This is a genomic window from Mesoterricola silvestris (genome assembly GCF_030295405.1).
In the GTDB taxonomy this organism is placed as follows: domain Bacteria; phylum Acidobacteriota; class Holophagae; order Holophagales; family Holophagaceae; genus Mesoterricola; species Mesoterricola silvestris.
Genome location: NZ_AP027080.1, coordinates 1,983,328 through 1,999,039 on the forward strand (window position 1 = coordinate 1,983,328; position 15,712 = coordinate 1,999,039).

At 70.9% G+C, this 15,712-nt stretch carries 8 protein-coding genes; 2 read left to right on the top strand and 6 right to left on the bottom strand.

Annotation, left to right across the window (positions count from 1 at the left end):
• Positions 1 to 112: 112 nt before the first annotated feature.
• The 6 genes from glgP to R2J76_RS08640 all read right to left on the bottom strand — a co-directional run bounded on the left by glgP (position 113) and on the right by R2J76_RS08640 (position 12,781).
• The gene (gene glgP, locus R2J76_RS08615; RefSeq protein ID WP_316415434.1) at positions 113 to 2,236 is read right to left on the bottom strand and encodes an alpha-glucan family phosphorylase; all 2,124 of its coding nucleotides are present in this window, start codon (positions 2,234 to 2,236) and stop codon (positions 113 to 115) included.
• 44 nt (positions 2,237 to 2,280) lie between these two features.
• Positions 2,281 to 4,467, bottom strand: coding sequence for a 1,4-alpha-glucan branching protein GlgB (gene glgB, locus R2J76_RS08620; RefSeq protein WP_316415435.1), 2,187 nt, complete (start codon positions 4,465 to 4,467; stop codon positions 2,281 to 2,283).
• On the bottom strand, positions 4,460 to 8,704 hold the full coding sequence (locus R2J76_RS08625) for an amylo-alpha-1,6-glucosidase (RefSeq protein WP_316415436.1): 4,245 nt from the start codon (positions 8,702 to 8,704) through the stop codon (positions 4,460 to 4,462). The genes glgB and R2J76_RS08625 overlap by 8 nt, the downstream gene beginning before the upstream one ends.
• An 18-nt stretch (positions 8,705 to 8,722) precedes the next feature.
• On the bottom strand, positions 8,723 to 10,024 hold the full coding sequence (locus R2J76_RS08630; RefSeq protein ID WP_316415437.1) for a sensor histidine kinase: 1,302 nt from the start codon (positions 10,022 to 10,024) through the stop codon (positions 8,723 to 8,725).
• Between the two features lie 121 nt (positions 10,025 to 10,145).
• Positions 10,146 to 11,573, bottom strand: coding sequence for a flavocytochrome c (locus R2J76_RS08635; RefSeq protein WP_316415438.1), 1,428 nt, complete (start codon positions 11,571 to 11,573; stop codon positions 10,146 to 10,148).
• A complete protein-coding gene (locus R2J76_RS08640; protein ID WP_316415440.1) occupies positions 11,570 to 12,781 on the bottom strand; it encodes a PAS domain S-box protein in 1,212 nt (403 codons plus the stop codon). Before R2J76_RS08640 ends, R2J76_RS08635 begins: the two co-directional genes overlap by 4 nt.
• A gap of 585 nt (positions 12,782 to 13,366) precedes the next feature.
• Here R2J76_RS08640 and R2J76_RS08645 point away from each other — a divergent pair.
• The gene (locus R2J76_RS08645; protein ID WP_316415442.1) at positions 13,367 to 14,941 is read left to right on the top strand and encodes an FAD-dependent oxidoreductase; all 1,575 of its coding nucleotides are present in this window, start codon (positions 13,367 to 13,369) and stop codon (positions 14,939 to 14,941) included.
• Positions 14,942 to 15,003: 62 nt separating this feature from the next.
• On the top strand, positions 15,004 to 15,684 hold the full coding sequence (locus tag R2J76_RS08650) for a cytochrome c3 family protein (RefSeq protein ID WP_316415443.1): 681 nt from the start codon (positions 15,004 to 15,006) through the stop codon (positions 15,682 to 15,684).
• Positions 15,685 to 15,712 lie beyond the last annotated feature (28 nt).

Sequence of the window (15,712 nt, forward strand, 5' to 3'; positions counted from 1 at the left end):
TTCCTTTTGGCTGGTAGGCGGTTGAACATGAAAGCAGTGTAAGTCATCCCGCCCCGGGAAGCCACGGCGCCGCCCGCCCCGGAGGGGGCGGCGACGTTTGCTTTGATCACCATCAGGGGTTGGGCATCTGGCAGGAGGCGGCCACCGCGGCGGGGAGGTAGCAGTTCCGCACGTAGTCCATGACCATGCGGTCGGCGTTGAAGCGCCAGGCCAGGGTGCGCATGGAGCGCTGGATGGCGTGGATCCACGGGCGGGGCACGCCGTTGGCGTCCTGCCGGTAGTACATGGGCACCACCTTCTCCTCCAGGAGCCGGAAGAGGGCGTCGGCGTCCCGCTTGTCCTGCACCTCGGAGGACGCGTGGATCTCCCCGTTGCCGATGGCGAAGCCGTTCTCGCCGTCGTAGGCCTCGGCCCACCACCCGTCCAGGACGGAGATGTGGAGGCCGCCGTTCATGACCACCTTCATGCCGCTGGTGCCGCAGGCCTCCAGGGGCCGCTGGGGGTTGTTGAGCCAGGCGTCCACGCCCTGGTAGAGGTTGCGCCCGATGTGGATGTTGTAGTTCTCCACGAACAGGATGCGGTTGCGGAAGCGGGGATCGGCGGTGAGCTGGCCCACCTTCTGGATGAGGGCCTTGCCCGGGCCGTCGGCGGGGTGGGCCCGGCCGGCGAAGATGAGGTTCACGGGCCGCTGGGGGTTGTTCACCAGGGCGTCCAGGCGGTCCAGGTCCGTGAAGAGCAGGTCGGGCCGCTTGTAGGGCACGAAGCGCCGGGCGAAGCCGATGGTAAGGGCGTCGGGGTCCAGGGGGGCGGGGTCCAGGGGCGGCAGGCCCTGGCGGGCGCGCATGGCGGTCTGGCGCTCCCGCACGAGCTTGAGCATGCGGCCCTTGAGGACCTTCTTGATCTCCCAGATCTCGGCGGGGTCGATGGCGGCGATCTTGGTCCACAGATCGGGACGCACGATGCCCTCCATCCAGTTCACGCCCAGGTGGGTGGTCATGAGGGTGTTGAGCTCCGAGGAGAGCCAGGAGGGCACGTGCACGCCGTTGGTGATGTGCCCGATGGGCACGTCGTGCTCGCTGCGGGTGGGCCACAGGTGCTGCCACATGGACCGGGCGACCTTGCCGTGCAGGGCCGAGACGCCGTTGGCGCGCCGGCAGTGCTTCAGGGCCAGCACCGTGGGGAGGAAGGCGGAACCCAGGTCCCCGGGGTTGGTGCGGCCCAGGCCCAGCACGTCGTGCAGGGGAAGCCGGAGCCCCTCGGCCAGGGCCCGCAGGTGCTCCTCGGCGAGATCGGCGGGGAACTTGTCGTGGCCGGCCTCCACGGGGGTGTGGGTGGTGAACACCGTGCCCGAGGCCGCCTCGGCGATGGCCGCCCAGGGCTCCATGCCGTCCTGCTGCACCCGGTGCCGGGCCCATTCCAGGATGGCGAAGGCCGAGTGGCCCTCGTTGAGGTGGATGACGCTGGGGGTGATGCCCAGGGCCCGCAGGGCCCGGGACCCGCCCACGCCCAGGAGGAGCTCCTGCTGGATGCGCATGCGGTTGTCGCCGCCGTAGAGGTTGGCGGCCAGGGCCTTGTCCTCCTCGCTGTTGGCGTCGTCCCGGGTGTCCAGCAGGATGAGGCGGATGCGGCCCACGTGGCATTCCAGGACCTTGGCCCACACCAGGCGCCCCGGGAGCTCCACGCTCACCCGCGCGGGCTTGCCGTCGGCGCCGATGGCGGGATACACGGGCAGGTCGTCCAGTTCGAAGGGCTCGCTCACGTCCTGCTGCCAGAAGGAGGCGTCCAGCAGCTGGGTGGTGTAGCCCCGGTGGTACATGAGGCCCACGCCCACCAGGGGCACGCCCAGGTTGCTGGCGCCCTTGAGGTGGTCGCCGGCGAGGATGCCCAGGCCGCCGGAGTAGATGGGCAGGGACTCGTGGATGCCGAACTCGGCGCAGAAGTAGGCCACGGGCCGGGACTGGAGGCTGCCGGCGTGGATCATGCCCCAGGTGGTCAGGGGGTTCAGGTACTCGTTGAGCTGGCGCAGGGCGCGGTCCGTGCGGGTGGCGATATCCACTTCGTCGGCGCGCTTCTCCAGCAGGGCCGGGGTGATCTCCTTGAGCACCCGCACGGGGTTGCGGTGGGCCTTGTGGTAGATGTCCAGGTCCAGGTCCCGGAAGATGGCGCGCACTTCGGGGCGCCAGGTCCACCAGAGGTTGCGGGTGAGCTTCTGGAGCTTCTGTTGGAGCGTATCCATGTCATCAAGCCTTTCTGGGGGGGCCCGTTGAGGAAAGCACTATCTTAGCCCAGTCGGAGCACCACCACCCCGAGGGGGGGCAGGGTGAGCTCCAGGGACTGGGGAAAGCCGTGCGCTGGAAGGGGTTTCGACGCCACGGCGCCGCCGTTGCCGAAGTTCTGGCCCCCGTAAAGCGAGGCATCGGAATTGAGCACCTCCAGGTACGTCCCCGGGGCCGGCACGCCCACGCGGTACCCGTGGTGGGGCATGGCCGTGAAGTTCAACACCGCCACGGCGAAGGAGCCGTCGCCGGCCCGGCGGATGAGGGCGAGGATGCTGTTCTTCCGGTCCTCGCAGTCGATCCACTGGAAGCCGCCGGGCGCGCAGTCCCGTTCGTGGAGGGCCGGGAGGCCCCGGTACAGGGTGTTGAGGTCCCGCACCAGGCGCTGGACGCCCTGGTGCTCCTGGAACTGCAGCAGGCCCCAGTCCAGGGCCTTGTTGTGGTCCCATTCGTGGTCCTGGCCGAACTCGCCGCCCATGAACAGGAGCTTCTTGCCGGGGTGCAGGAACTGGTAGGCGAAGAGCAGGCGCAGGTTGGCGAACTGCTCCCACCGGGTGCCCGGCATGCGCCAGAGCAGGGACTTCTTGCCGTGGACCACCTCGTCGTGGGAGAGGGGCAGCACGAAGTTCTCGGTGTCGTTGTAGAGCATGCTGAAGGTGATCTCGCCGTGGTGGTGCTTGCGGTGGAGCATGTTGCGGCCCAGGTAGGCCAGGGTGTCGTGCATCCAGCCCATGTTCCACTTGAAGCCGAAGCCCAGGCCCCCCGCGCTGGTGGGCCGCGAGACCATGGGCCAGGCGGTGGATTCCTCGGCCACGGTGCAGGTGTCGGGGAAGTGGGCGTAGACCGTCTCGTTGAGCCGGCGCAGGAAGGCCACGGCCTCCAGGTTCTCCCGGCCCCCGTAGCGGTTGGGCACCCACTGGCCCTGGGCCCGGCTGTAGTCCAGGTAGAGCATGGAGGCCACCGCGTCCACCCGCAGCCCGTCGATGTGGAAGCGGTCCAGCCAGAACAGGGCGTTGGCGATGAGGAAGTTCTGCACCTCGGTGCGCCCGTAGTTGTAGATGAGGGTGCCCCAGTCCATGTGGCGGCCCTTGCGGGGGTCGGCGTGCTCGTAGAGGTGGGTGCCGTCGAATTCGCCCAGGCCGTGGGCGTCGCCGGGGAAGTGCGCCGGGACCCAGTCCAGCAGGACCCCCAGCCCCGCCTGGTGGCAGCGGTCCACGAAGGCCTGGAAGTCCAGGGGGGACCCGTAGCGGCAGGTGGGGGCGAACATGCCCAGGGGCTGGTAGCCCCAGGAGGCGTAGAAGGGGTGTTCGCTCACGGGCAGGAGCTGCACGTGGGTGAAGCCCATCTCCCTGGCGTACGGGATGAGGGCGTCGGCCAGCTCCCGGTAGCCCATGAACCCGCCGTCCTCCCGGCGGCGCCAGGAGCCCAGGTGCACCTCGTAGATGCTCATGGGGGCGTCGAAGCGGTTGGTTTTCCAGCGCCCGGCCATGTAGTCCCCGTCCCGCCATTCGTGGCCGCGGGGGTCGTGCACCACCGAGGCGGTGCCGGGGGCGTGCTCGCACTGGAAGGCGAAGGGGTCGGCCTTGAGGGGCAGCACCTTGCCCGCGCCGCTCTTGATCTCGAACTTGTAGAGGTCCCCCGGGGCCAGGCCGGGGATGAAGAGCTCCCACACGCCCGACGACGCGAAGGGCCGCATGATGTGCCGGCGCCCGTCCCAGTTGTTGAAGGTGCCCACGACGCTCACGCGCCGGGCGTTGGGGGCCCACACCGCGAAGTCCACGCCGGGCACGCCGTCCCGCTCCGAGGGGTGCGCGCCCAGCTTCTCGTAGAGGCGCAGGTGGGTGCCCTCGGCCATGAGGTAGACGTCCAGGTCCCCCAGGGCGGCGCTGAAGCGGTAGGGGTCCTCCATCTCCATGGGGTCCGGCCCCCAGCCGTGGACGCGGAAGTGGTAGGGGAACCACTTGCGCAGCCGGGGCAGCACCGTCTCGAAGATCCCCTCGGGGTGGGCCATGGCCAGCTCGGCCACCACCTCCCCGGTGGCCTCCTTCACCAGTTCCACCCGCGTGGCCCGGGGCGCGAAGACCCGCGCCTCCAGGCCCGATCCGGGCAGGGGATGGAGGCCGAAGACGTAGGCGGGGTTCGAGCAGTCCCCGTTCAGGAAGGCTTCGGCGTCGAATGCGGGATCAGCCATGGGTTTTCCTCGGGGGGGTCGCGTCCAGTGTAAGCCAAACCCGGAGGGCCTCGGTGGCGCTCCAGGCCTGGGCGTCGCAGCCCCTCGGGGCGTGGGGGGCGTCCCCGTCCAGGATCTCGGGGAGCTGGCCCAGGCACCCGGAGGCCAGCAGCGCGTCCAGGGAGCCCAGGATGGCCCGGGCGGCCTCCACGGCCTGGGGCTGGCGGCCGTAGGCCAGGGCCAGGGCCTCGCAGAAGGTGGGCAGGAGCCAGACCCAGGCGGTGCCGTTGTGGTAGGCGGGCTTGCGCCGGGTGTCCTCGTCGCCCTCGTAGCGGCCCCAGTAGGGGTGCATGGGATCGTTGAGGAGGCCGGAGGGGCCGGTGATGGGCAGGGGCGAAAGCACCGGCAGGGGCGCCAGGGTGCGCAGGCCCCCGGGCACCAGGAGGTGCCGGGCGCAGGCCCCCACGGCCCGCCGGGCCCGGTCCCCCTCCACCAGGCCCAGGCTCACCAGGAAGAGCTGGTTGGGCCGCAGGTGGCCGTCGCCCCGGGCCAGGGCGGCGGGGACGCCCTCCCCGGCCTCCAGGTGGTCGTGGAAGTGGCCCAGCTCCTCGTCCCAGAAGAGGTCCAGGGAGGCCGTGGCCCGGGCCTCGAGCTCCGCCCAGGCGGGGCCCAGCCGGCGCAGGAGGCGGATCCACAGGGCCTGGATCTCCACTGGGTAGCCCTGGCGGGGGGTGCCGGCGGGGTAGTTGGTGTCCATCCAGGTGAAGTGGGAGGGGCTCCACACCAGGCCGGAATCGGCGTCCACCCGGATGCCGTTGGGGGTGCCGTCCCGGTAGCCCCGGGCGATGGCCTCCAGCACGGGCAGGAGATCGCCGGCCCCGGTTTCTTCGGCGGCCAGGGCGAACCAGAGCGGCGCGTCCGAGGTGTCCCGGTCGGCGGTGGAATCCGCCGACAGGGCGTTGGGCAAGGTGCCCCGGTCCTCGAAGGCGGCGAAGGTGCGCAGGATGCCCCGCACCTCCTCCCCCATGCCCCCGGCCAGGAGCCCCCGGGCGGCGATGAAGGTGTCCCGGCCCCAGTCCAGGAACCAGGGGTAGCCGGCGATGACGGTGAGGCCTTCGCCCCGGCGGGCCAGGAAGGCCCGGGAGGCCTCCCACAGCTGGAGCCCGAAGCTGTCCCGGGGCGCGGGGGGGCGGCCCAGGGCCTCGGCGCGCAGTTGGGTGAAGCGGTGCAGATCGGAGCGGGAGGGTTCGTCCGGGTCGGCGCAGAGGGCGAGGGTGACCGCGCCGGGGCGGTCCAGGGGCAGCTCGAACCAGCCCGGGCTCCAGGCGTCGCCCTGGGCCGTCATGCCCCGGGAGGCCTCCACCGGGTGCGGGATGCCCAGGCACCATTCGGGCTCCCCGTGCCAGCGGCCCGTGTCCGTCCAGGCCGCGAGGCGCCGGTCCGGCGCGGGCTGGAAGAGGAAGCCCATGCCCCCCTCCCGGTCCCGGGTGCTGGCGCGGAAGTGGGCGTCGGCGCCGGCGTCGGCCCGGGTCTCGCCGTGGTAGCCGCGGTCCTCCAGGTCCAGGCGCACGGTGAGCACCACGCGCCCGCCCTCGGGCAGGTCGGCCCCGGCCGGGGGGGGGCCCTCGGGCCTTCGGAACCGCGCCACCACGGTGTTGCGGTCCGGCAGCATATCCAGGGTCAGTTCCACCTGCACCACCCGGCCGTCGCCGGCGGGCGCCGCGAACACCCAGCGGGCCGGGGGCCCCGGCGCGAAGTGCACGAGGTTCCCGCTGTCCAGGGGGGTGAGGAAGCCGTCGGCGTTCACCCAGGCCCGCAGCCGCTTGGCCAGCACGTGGCGGTCGCAGGGCACGGTGGGGTGCAGGTTGGCGGCCAGGAGGCAGTCGTACTTGGAGGCCACGGTGCCCAGGTCGGCCCGGAGCCGGGCCATGCCGCCCCGGCCGTTGGTGAGCAGGCAGGAGCCGTCCTTGGCGTGGCGCTGGAAGGCGGGCTCGGCCGACAGGAGCCGCAGGCGCCCGGGGGGCGGGGTGCGGGCTTCCTTGAAGCGCTCCAACTGGATCTCCGCGTCCAGGGGCAGGGAGGCCTGGGCCAGGCGGGCCGGGCTCACTGCGGCCATGTGGCCCGAGGCCGAGGGGACGCTGCGCAGGTGGAGGGGCCCCAGGCCCGGCACGCGCAGGGACACCGCGAAGGGGGCCGCGTCCTCCACCAGGAGCCAGTGCCCGGGGGGCAGGGGGGTCACCCGGCCCAGGTCCTGCAGGCCCCAGCGGATCACCTGGGGGTAGCCGCCCCGGGCCGCGCGCAGGGCTCCGGCCAGGTCGGCCCGGGCCGCGGCGGGGTCCAGGTAGGCCAGGGAGGCCAGGAAGGCCGCGGGGTCGGACCCGGCCAGGCCCGCCAGCTCCTCCCAGGGAATGGGGCCCAGGGTCTCGGCGGGCAGGACCGTGGCCAGGGCCTGGTAGGCCCAGGCGGCCTGGGCCCGGAGGGCGCGGTACGCGGGCCCCTGCAGGCCCCGGGGGGCCCGGGCCGGGGCCAGGCAGTGGGTGGCGTAGGGGCGCAGGGTGAAGGTGACGGAGCCGCCCGGGTTGGGGCGGGACCGGGGCGGGACCGGGCCCAGCAGGTCGAAGGCGGGCCGTCCCAGCTCCTCCCAGGCGGGGGCGGTGAGCTGCCATTCCTGGGGTTCCAGGGTGAGGTTGACCAGCACCAGCACCTGGTCCCGGCCGTCCCAGGACACCCGGCGCAGGGCCAGCACCGGGGATTCCCCGGAGCTCAGGCGCTCCAGGCGGGCCCCGTCGAAAAAGCAGGGATGGGTGCCGAGCAGGTGATTGAGGGCCGCCAGTTCCTCCACGAGGTTCTCCGGGGCCCCCCAGGCCATGCCCCGGGCCTGGTGCACCTCGATCTTCTCGGTGGCCAGCCACTCCACGCCCCCGGTGAACCCGAAGGCCCCGCTGAGGCTGGCGAGGGCGCACAGGCGGTTGCGGTGCAGGGACCAGTCCGCGCCGCGCCGGGCGAGGCGGTCGTTGTCGTGGGTCTCGCTGTAGTGCACCAGGGGGCCGATGCTCCCGCCCTGGCGGATGGCGTGGTCCAGGTAGGCCGCCACGTCCCGGGGGGCGTAGTTCTGGAAGAGCTCCGAATAGGCCCACTGCATGCCGCCTTCGGTGAGCAGGGTCTCCGTGGCCTCCCAGGACCCGCCCAGCCCCTCCAGCAGGAAGGCCGCGTCCGGGAATTCCTGCCGCACCCGGGCCACGATGTACTGCCAGGCCGGCAGCGGCACCATGTACCCGGCGTCGCAGCGGAACCCGTCCACGCCCCGCCGGCACCAGGTGAGCAGGGATTCCGCCACCACCTCCCACAGGTGGGGCTCGCGGTTGTCCAGTTCCACCAGGTCGCCCCAGGTGACGCCCCAGGCCCCGGGGCTGTGGAAGGTGCCGTCGGGGTTCCGGTGGAACCACTGGGGGCGGCCTTCCATGAGGCGGGAGCCCCAGCCGGTGTGGTTCACCACGATGTCCAGGAACACGAGCCCCCCCCGCAGGTGCACGGCGTGGGCCAGCTCCTGGAACTGCTCGACGCCCGTGGTGCGCTCGTCGAATTCCACCAGGGCCGGATCGATGGCGGTGAGGTCCTGCTGGGCGTAGGGGCTGCCGAAGCGCCCGAAGCGGGCGAAGGTGGTGGGGGTGGGGCCCAGGGGCAGCAGGTGGAGGATGCGGCAGCCCAGGGTCTCCAGGATGTGGGGGACGCAGGCCGTGAGCTCCCGGAGCTTGCCCGAGGGGGGGATCACGGTGAAGCCGCGCTGGTCCAGGCTGTTGAGCTGCTCGTCCAGCATGGGCTCCCGGGTGCTGCGGCCGGCGCGGGCGGGCCCGAACATGCGGGTGAAGGCGCAGTAGATGGTGTTGCCCGTGCGCAGGTGGTCGGGGTGGACGGAGATGCCCACGTCGGCGCCCTCGGGCCAGTGCTGGGCGCCGGCCTCGTCCAGGCAGTAGGCCTTGGCCCGGAAATAGCCCACTTCGGTCAGGGGCAGGTCCAGTTCCCAGAGCCCGTCCCGCAGCTCCAGGGGGATGTCCCGCCAGGAGGCCCCGGCGAAGGTGCGGGCGCCGCTGGTGACGGCCCCGGACAGGGCGATGACCTCCTGCCGGGTCTGGGCCCCCCGTGTGAGGTTGGTGCGCAGGAAGGCCCGGCCTTCGCCCTGGAGCGTGAAGCGCACCCGGTCGCCCACATGGCGCACGATGCGGCTTCCGGGGGCGGGGGTCATGGCGGGCGGGGTCAAGGGCACCTCGGGAGGGGGTCAGGCTTTCGTATCGGAAGGGGGGAGCCGGAAGGTGAAGGTGGCGCCGTGGCCCAGCTCGCTCGCCACGTCCACCTCCCCGCCCATGAGCACCGCCAGGTGCTTGACGATGGAGAGCCCCAGGCCCGTGCCCGGCACGGCCCGGGTGGCCGGGGCCCGGAAGAAGCGCTCGAAGACCCGGGGCAGGTCCTGGCCGCCGATGCCCGGGCCCTGGTCCGCCACGGCGAAGGCCAGGACCTCGCCCTCCAGGCGGGCCTCCACACGCACCTCCGAATCCGGGGGGCCGAACTTCACGGCGTTGGACACCAGGTTCTCCAGGAGCTGGCCCAGGCGCATGGGGTCGGCCCGGAAGGCGTGGTCCCGCACGGCGGGGTCCACCTCCGCGCGGATGCGCACATTGCGGGCCCGGCCCAGGGGCTCGACGCTCTCCATGAATTCCGCCATGAAGGGCCCCGCCGTCAGGGGCCTGGGATCCAGGCGCAGGGCGCCGGTCTCGATGCGGCTCAGTTCGGAGATGTCGTCCAGGAGCATGACCATGCGGTCGAGGCTGCGCAGGATGATCTTGAGGCTGGTCTCCCCCTCCGCCAGCACCAGGCCCCCGTCCTGGAGGTTCTCCACCGCCACGCGGATGCCCGTCACCGGGGTCTTCAGCTCGTGGCTGGCGTTGGAGATGAACTTCTGCCGGGTGGTCTCCAGGGCCTCGAAGTGGGTGATGTCGTCCAGGGTCACCAGCACCCAGGTGCCCTCCTCCCCCGGGGCGGGGAAGGGCACGGCCCGCAGACGGATGGTGCGGGGGTTGCGCTTGAGGGTCCATTCCCGGAAGGCGCCGCCGTAGGCATCCTGGAGATTGCGAAGGCTCTCGGGCTCCCGGAAGGCCGACACCAGGGATTCCCCCTCCCCCAGGTGGCTGGAGGCGCCCAGGATGGTGCGGGCCTTGGGGTTGAAGAGCCGGATCTGCCGGTCCAGGCCCAGGAGCACGATGCCGGTGCGCAGGTTGGCAAGGATCTGGCGCCGCACCTGGTCCTCGGCCTCCACCTCCGTGGCCAGGCGGTGGTTCTCGGCCTCCAGGGCCGCCCAGGCCCGGGGCAGGGCCCGGTACACCTCGTCCCCCTTCTCCGGCACGGGGAGGACCGCCAGGAGCCGCGCCATGCTCTCCCGGTGGCGCCGCATGGCGAGGGCCAGGGAGACCCCGCCGGCCGCGGCCGCCAGGAAGCCCGCCACCCGCAGCACCGGTTCGATATCGCTGGCCATGAGCGCGCCCCCCGCCAGGGCCGCGGCCCAGGGCAGAAGGGGCAAGGTCATCCGCTGCGCGAGATCCGGATGAGCGTGGGTCATGGTCGATGGGCTCCTTGGGTCCATTGTCCCGGCTAATCCCTCTGACAGATAGGGTTCTCCAACACTGAGGCACTATATGCAGAATTGATTAATCCTTGGCCCGGGAGGCGTTCACCCCGGCGGTGCGGCCGAAGACGATGCACTCCGTGATGGCCATGCCGCCGAGGCGGCAGGCTCCGTGCACGCCCCCGGTCACTTCGCCGGCGGCGTACAGCCCGGGAATGGGCCGGTGCGAGGCGATGTCCAGCGCCCGGGCGCCCGCGTCGATCTGGATGCCGCCGTTGCAGTAGTGGATCTTGGGGCGCAGGCGCACCAGGTGGTAGGGCGCCTCGATGGGGAACCGCTCGTGGGCCGCCAGGGGCCGGCCGAATTCATCGTCCACGCCGTCCCGCAGGGAAAGGTTGAAGTGCCGCAGGGTGGCCTCCAGGGCCGGGAAGTCGATGGACTGGTCCTGGGCGAGGGCCTCCAGGGTGTCGTACCGCCGGATGGCCCCGCGCTTGAGGCCCTGGGCCAGGTTCGGGTACTGGCGCGCGGCCCGGCCGCCCACGATGAGCATGGGATCCCGCCCCGCGGCCACCATTTCCCGGGAGCGGGAAAGGCGGTCGGCCAGTTCGTTCACGAACCGTTTGCCGGTGGACGCGTCGATCATGATGCCGTGGGGAATGCCCACCAGCACCGAGAACATGGTGCTGACCCCCCAGCCCACCTCGTCCCGGGAGGTCCAGGGCCCCATCTGGATCCAGGAGAGGTGCACGGGCGTGGCGCCGATCTTCAGGGCGCTCACCAGGGCCTCGGCCGTGGCCCCCGGGTGGTTGGTGGTTTCCAGGGCGCCGGCCAGGCCCGGGTCGTGGATTTTGCGGAATTCAATGTCCTGGCAGTAGCCGCCGCTGGCCAGCACGACGCCCCGGGTGGCCCCGATGCGGCGCGGGGTGCCGCTTTGCGCCTGGGGGAAGATGTGGCCGGCCCGCACCTCGGCTCCGGCCACCCTGCCATCCCCGTCCAGGATGAAGGCCTCCAGGGCGGTCTGCAGCCGGATGGGAATGCCCAGCTCCCGGCACTTCACCAGCAGGGCCTGGAGGATCACGGAGCCCGAACAGTTTTCCGGGCTGTAGATGCGCGGAACGGAATGCCCGCCCCCGTGGTGCAGGCTCCCGGCGAAGACCACCCCCAGGAAGTCCCGGCACCACAGGAAGGCCTCCAGGGACCCGGCCGCCGCGGCGCGCACCAGGTCCGGATGGTTCAGGCCATGGCCGGCCTTGAACATGTCCTCCGCCAGCAGGTCCGGCGAATCGGCGATGCCGTCCCGGGCCAGGAGGGGGGCGTTGGCCACCGCGATGAGGCCCCCGCTCAGGGCGGAATTGCCCCCCGGCAGCGCCATCTTCTCGATGACCAGCACGGACCTGCCCGCCAGCCGAGCCTCGATGGCCGCCGAAAGCCCGGCGAACCCGGAGCCGATGACCAGGACCTCGAAGCTCTCGTCGAAGGCCGGCGGGTTTCCAGGACGGGGGCCGCTCATGCGCCCACCGCCGTCTTCCGGCTGTTGAGGTATCCATGCAGGCTGATGCCGGCGGAGCCCGAAAGGCCCAGCTTCCGCCGGATGTTCTTGCGGTGGGTCTGGACGGTGTCGAAGGCCAGGTTCATGGTGGCGCAGATCTCCTTGGTGCTGAACCCCGCCAGGATGAAGTTGCAGACCTTCATCTCCGTCTTGCTCAGGCGGTGCAGGGCGAAATCCATCTGGGGCCCGGCGCCAGGGGCGAGGGAGGCCAGGAGCTCGCCCAGGAAGTCGATGTAGCCGTTGCGCACCTCGGCGCTGGGTGCGGAGCGGATCTTGTGGAGGATGGGCAGCAGGTCGCGGGTGATCCTCCGGGAGAGCTTGGCGGCGTGCTCCTCCTGCTCCAGCTGGATGTTCTTCAGGACGTTGCGCAGGGCGATGTTGGCCTCCTCCGTGAGCACCTTCTCGCTCTTCAGCTGGCGCTCCATCTCCTTCTGCCCGGAGATGTCCTCCGTGATGATGATCCAGAGCCGGCTCCCCTCCACCGTGATGAGGCTCACGGTGAACACCGCCGGAAAGCTGCTCTTGTCGAAGTAGAGCGCGGTGACCTCGTCGCTCAGCACCTGGTTCTCGATGATGGTGTCCAGCATCCGCAGGACGGTCTCCTGCCCCCGGGGGTCGCACAGGGAGCGGATGTGGGCCCCCTGGATGTTCTCGGGGTGGATGCCGAAAGTCTCGCAGGCCTTCTGGTTGGAACCGATGACCTCCAGGTCCTCGTCCACGAGGATGATGCCCTTGCCCACGCCCTGGAAGACCGTGTGCAGCATCTTCTGGGACCGGGCCAGGGCCAGGGCCTGGGCCCGGTCCTTGACCTGGCGCTCCCGCTCCGCCCGGGGCGGGAAGGGGCTGGAGGATGCCGCCAGGAGCACCAGGAAGCCCCCCCCGTCCAGGGGGGCGACGCGGATATCGAAGTCGGCCTGGAGGGCGCCGCCGCTGAACCGGGGCACCTGGGCCGAGCAGAGCCGCAGGGCCCCCTCCAGCGTGTCGCAGGCCAGCCCCAGGCGCACCCAGAAGGCCGCGCCGACCGTGGCCGCGTCCCCCAGGAGCAGTGCGGCCCTGCGGTTGGCCTGGACGATGATTCCCCCCGGGTCCGTCACCAGCACCAGGTCCGAGGTGGCCTCGAACAGCTCCTGGCCCAAGGAGGCGTCCAGGGACGCCCGTCGCAGCTCCATGCCGTCTCCCATCCCCCGCCCTGGGACCGCGGGTCCGGTGGAGCCTGCCGTCCAAGCCTGGGGATGGTTCGATCATTGTCCCGCGCCGGGGCCCTGTCAACGGCGATGGGGGAATCCCCATCCCCTTTCATCCCCTGCATCGGCGTTCATCCCTGTTTCGCAGGGCCGGGGATCGGATGGGTCGGGGATTCCCGGTAATGGGCGCGCCGACCCAGGCCATCGCTGGCCCTGCGTAACAGGGATGAACGCCGATGCAGGGGATGAAGGGGATGAAACGGGAACCCCTCACCACATGGATTTCCCATACCCCGATCCTCGGCCCCCGTTCCCGGGTTTGGGACCCCCACCCCCGAAATCACCCCGGCCAAATAATGACTCTAATAACAAAAATAACAATAGTTACAATTTTTATCGGGTAGCCATCCCTACCCGAAATAGCCCCGCTTTCTCACCTTTGAGGGATTCCCGCCCGGGGCCTACTGTTGAATTAATCCATAGGGTATTCATCCACTGCTGCGGTTGCGGCGGACCGGACCGCATGGGTCCCGGCCGCTGGACGAACACAAACCAGGAAAGGGGAAAACCATGAAGAACCCAGACAACCTCGAAGGAACGGGAACCCGGGAGGAAGGCCCCCAGGGCCCGGATCGCCGGGGCTTCCTCAAGACCTCCCTGGCCATGGGCATCGCCGCCACGGCCGGGACCTTCGCCCTCAACCTCGGCGCGGCGCCCGCGGCCGAAGCGCCGGTGAAGAAGAAGCTGCCCACCAAGTGGGACGAGAGCTATGACGTGGTGGTCATCGGCTCGGGCTTCGCGGGCCTGGCCGCGGCCGCCGAGGCCGCCGGCAAGGGCGCCACCGTGCTGATCCTGGAGAAGATGCCCGTGTACGGCGGCAACTCCATCATCAACGGTGGCGAGTACAACGCCTGGACCGACAAGCTGAAGATGCGCGAGAACTTCAAGCTGGGCGTGGACAGCTCCGACATCCACAAGGCCGACACCCTCAAGGGCGGCGATTTCTACGGCAGCCCGGAACTGGTGGAGATCCTCACCGCCGAATCCCCCAAGGCCCTGGACTGGATGATCGACGAGGGCGGCCTGAAGCTGCGCCCCGTGCTGAACCGCACCGGTGGCCACAGCCAGTACCGCACCCACACCTGCGTGGAAGGGGTCGGCAAGGGCTTCACCGAAGCCCTGCGGCGCATCGCCGAGAAGCGCGGCGCCAAGATGCGCCTCAAGGCCAAGGTGAGCTGGCTCTGGCGCAAGGACGTGGACAGCCCCGTGCTGGGCGTGGAACTGGAAACCGGCCGCGGCCCCGTGAATATCCGGGCGCGCAAGGCCGTCGTCCTGGCCTCGGGCGGCTTCGGCCGCGACGTCCCCATGCGCCAGGTGTACAACCCCTCCCTGAACGCGGGCTACAACTGCACCAACCACAAGGGCGCCACCGGCGAGATGATCCGCTACGCCCAGGCCATCGGGGCCGAGGCCATCCACATGGCCTTCATCCAGCTCTACCCCTACGCCGACCCCGAAACCGGCATCCTGGACGCCCCGGCCGTGTACCCCTTCCGCGGGCCCGGCTATGGCATCGTCTACGTGAACGAGAAGGGCGTGCGGTTCGTCAACGAGCAGGAGCGCCGCGACGTGGTCTCCCGGGCGGAAATGGCCACCGGCGGCAAGAAGACCTTCTCCATCTTCAACGAGGCGATGATCCCCAAGATGGGCACGATGGAAGAGGCCGAGAAGGCCGTGGCCGCGGGCCGCTTCGTGCGGGCCGCCACCCTGGGCGAGCTGGCCACCAAGATCGGCATCGACCCCGCCGTCCTCACCGAGACCATCAAGAAGCACGACGGCTACCTGAAGGCCAAGAAGGATCCCGAATTCGGCAAGAACATCACCGACGTGATGATCTCCCAGGAGCAGGGCCCCTACTACGCCATCGCCCAGTGGCCCGCCGTCCACCACACCATGGGCGGGCTGCGCGTGAACAAGGACACCCAGGTGCTCGACATCTGGGGCAAGCCCATCCCCCGCCTCTACGCCGCCGGCGAAATCACCGGCGGCCTGCACGGCGCCAACCGTCTGGGCGGCAACGCCACCCCGGACGCCACGGTGTTCGGACGCATCGCGGGCCTCAGGGCCGCCGCCGAGAAGATCTGATCCAGGCACGCACCGCCGCGGCCCCCCGGGAAGGGGGGCCGCGGCCACGGAGGACGCACCCGATGCGACGATTCCATTCTCTCTGGGTCCTGGCGGCCCTGCTCCTGGCTTCGGCCGGGGGCCTGGGCGCCGCCCCGGCCAAGGCCGCGGGTTGCCGGGCCTGCCACGACGATTTCAAGCAGCTCCTGGGCGACGCCCATCCGCCCGTGAAGGGCCGGGCCATCGCCGAATGCCTGCCCTGCCACGGGAAGGCCTCCGGCAAGGGCGCCTTTTCCGTGCGGATCCACCGCGGCCATTCGGCCCCGGACAGCGGCGTGGCCTGCGCCGCCTGCCACGATTTCAAGGTGGGCCGCTCCTTCTCCGTCAAGGGCGCCAAGGCCAGCCTCGGCAAGCCCGACGCCGCCGATTTCGCCCGGGCCCGGGAATTCATGCCGGTGCCTGGGGATAGCGGCTTCCTGGCCTCCCACCACGCGAAGAAGCTGGTTTCCTGCGCCGGGTGCCACGGCGGCGCCTTCCCCCTGCGGGGCACCGAAGTGGCCAACGCCACCTGCCTGGCCTGCCACGGCACCCCCGAGGCCCTGGCGGAGAAGACGCGCCCCAAGGAAGCCCACGGCCTGAACCCCCACAAATCGCACTACGGGGACATCGCCTGCACCGCGTGCCATTTCGGGCACCAGCCATCGGTGGTCCTGTGCAAGGACTGCCATCCCAAGACCACCCTCGCCGTCCCCTTCGGGAAGTGAGGGGCCGGACCATCCGGCACGAATGGAG

What these genes read in the sequence shown, in the direction of transcription:
- R2J76_RS08630 (WP_316415437.1), bottom strand. Translation starts at nt 10,024, where the DNA reads ATGACCTTGCCCCTTCTGCCCTGGGCCGCGGCCCTGGCGGGGGGCGCG.
- R2J76_RS08640 (WP_316415440.1), bottom strand. Translation starts at nt 12,781, where the DNA reads ATGGAGCTGCGACGGGCGTCCCTGGACGCCTCCTTGGGCCAGGAGCTG.
- glgB (WP_316415435.1), bottom strand. Translation starts at nt 4,467, where the DNA reads ATGGCTGATCCCGCATTCGACGCCGAAGCCTTCCTGAACGGGGACTGC.
- R2J76_RS08635 (WP_316415438.1), bottom strand. Translation starts at nt 11,573, where the DNA reads ATGAGCGGCCCCCGTCCTGGAAACCCGCCGGCCTTCGACGAGAGCTTC.
- R2J76_RS08645 (WP_316415442.1), top strand. Translation starts at nt 13,367, where the DNA reads ATGAAGAACCCAGACAACCTCGAAGGAACGGGAACCCGGGAGGAAGGC.
- R2J76_RS08650 (WP_316415443.1), top strand. Translation starts at nt 15,004, where the DNA reads ATGCGACGATTCCATTCTCTCTGGGTCCTGGCGGCCCTGCTCCTGGCT.
- glgP (WP_316415434.1), bottom strand. Translation starts at nt 2,236, where the DNA reads ATGGATACGCTCCAACAGAAGCTCCAGAAGCTCACCCGCAACCTCTGG.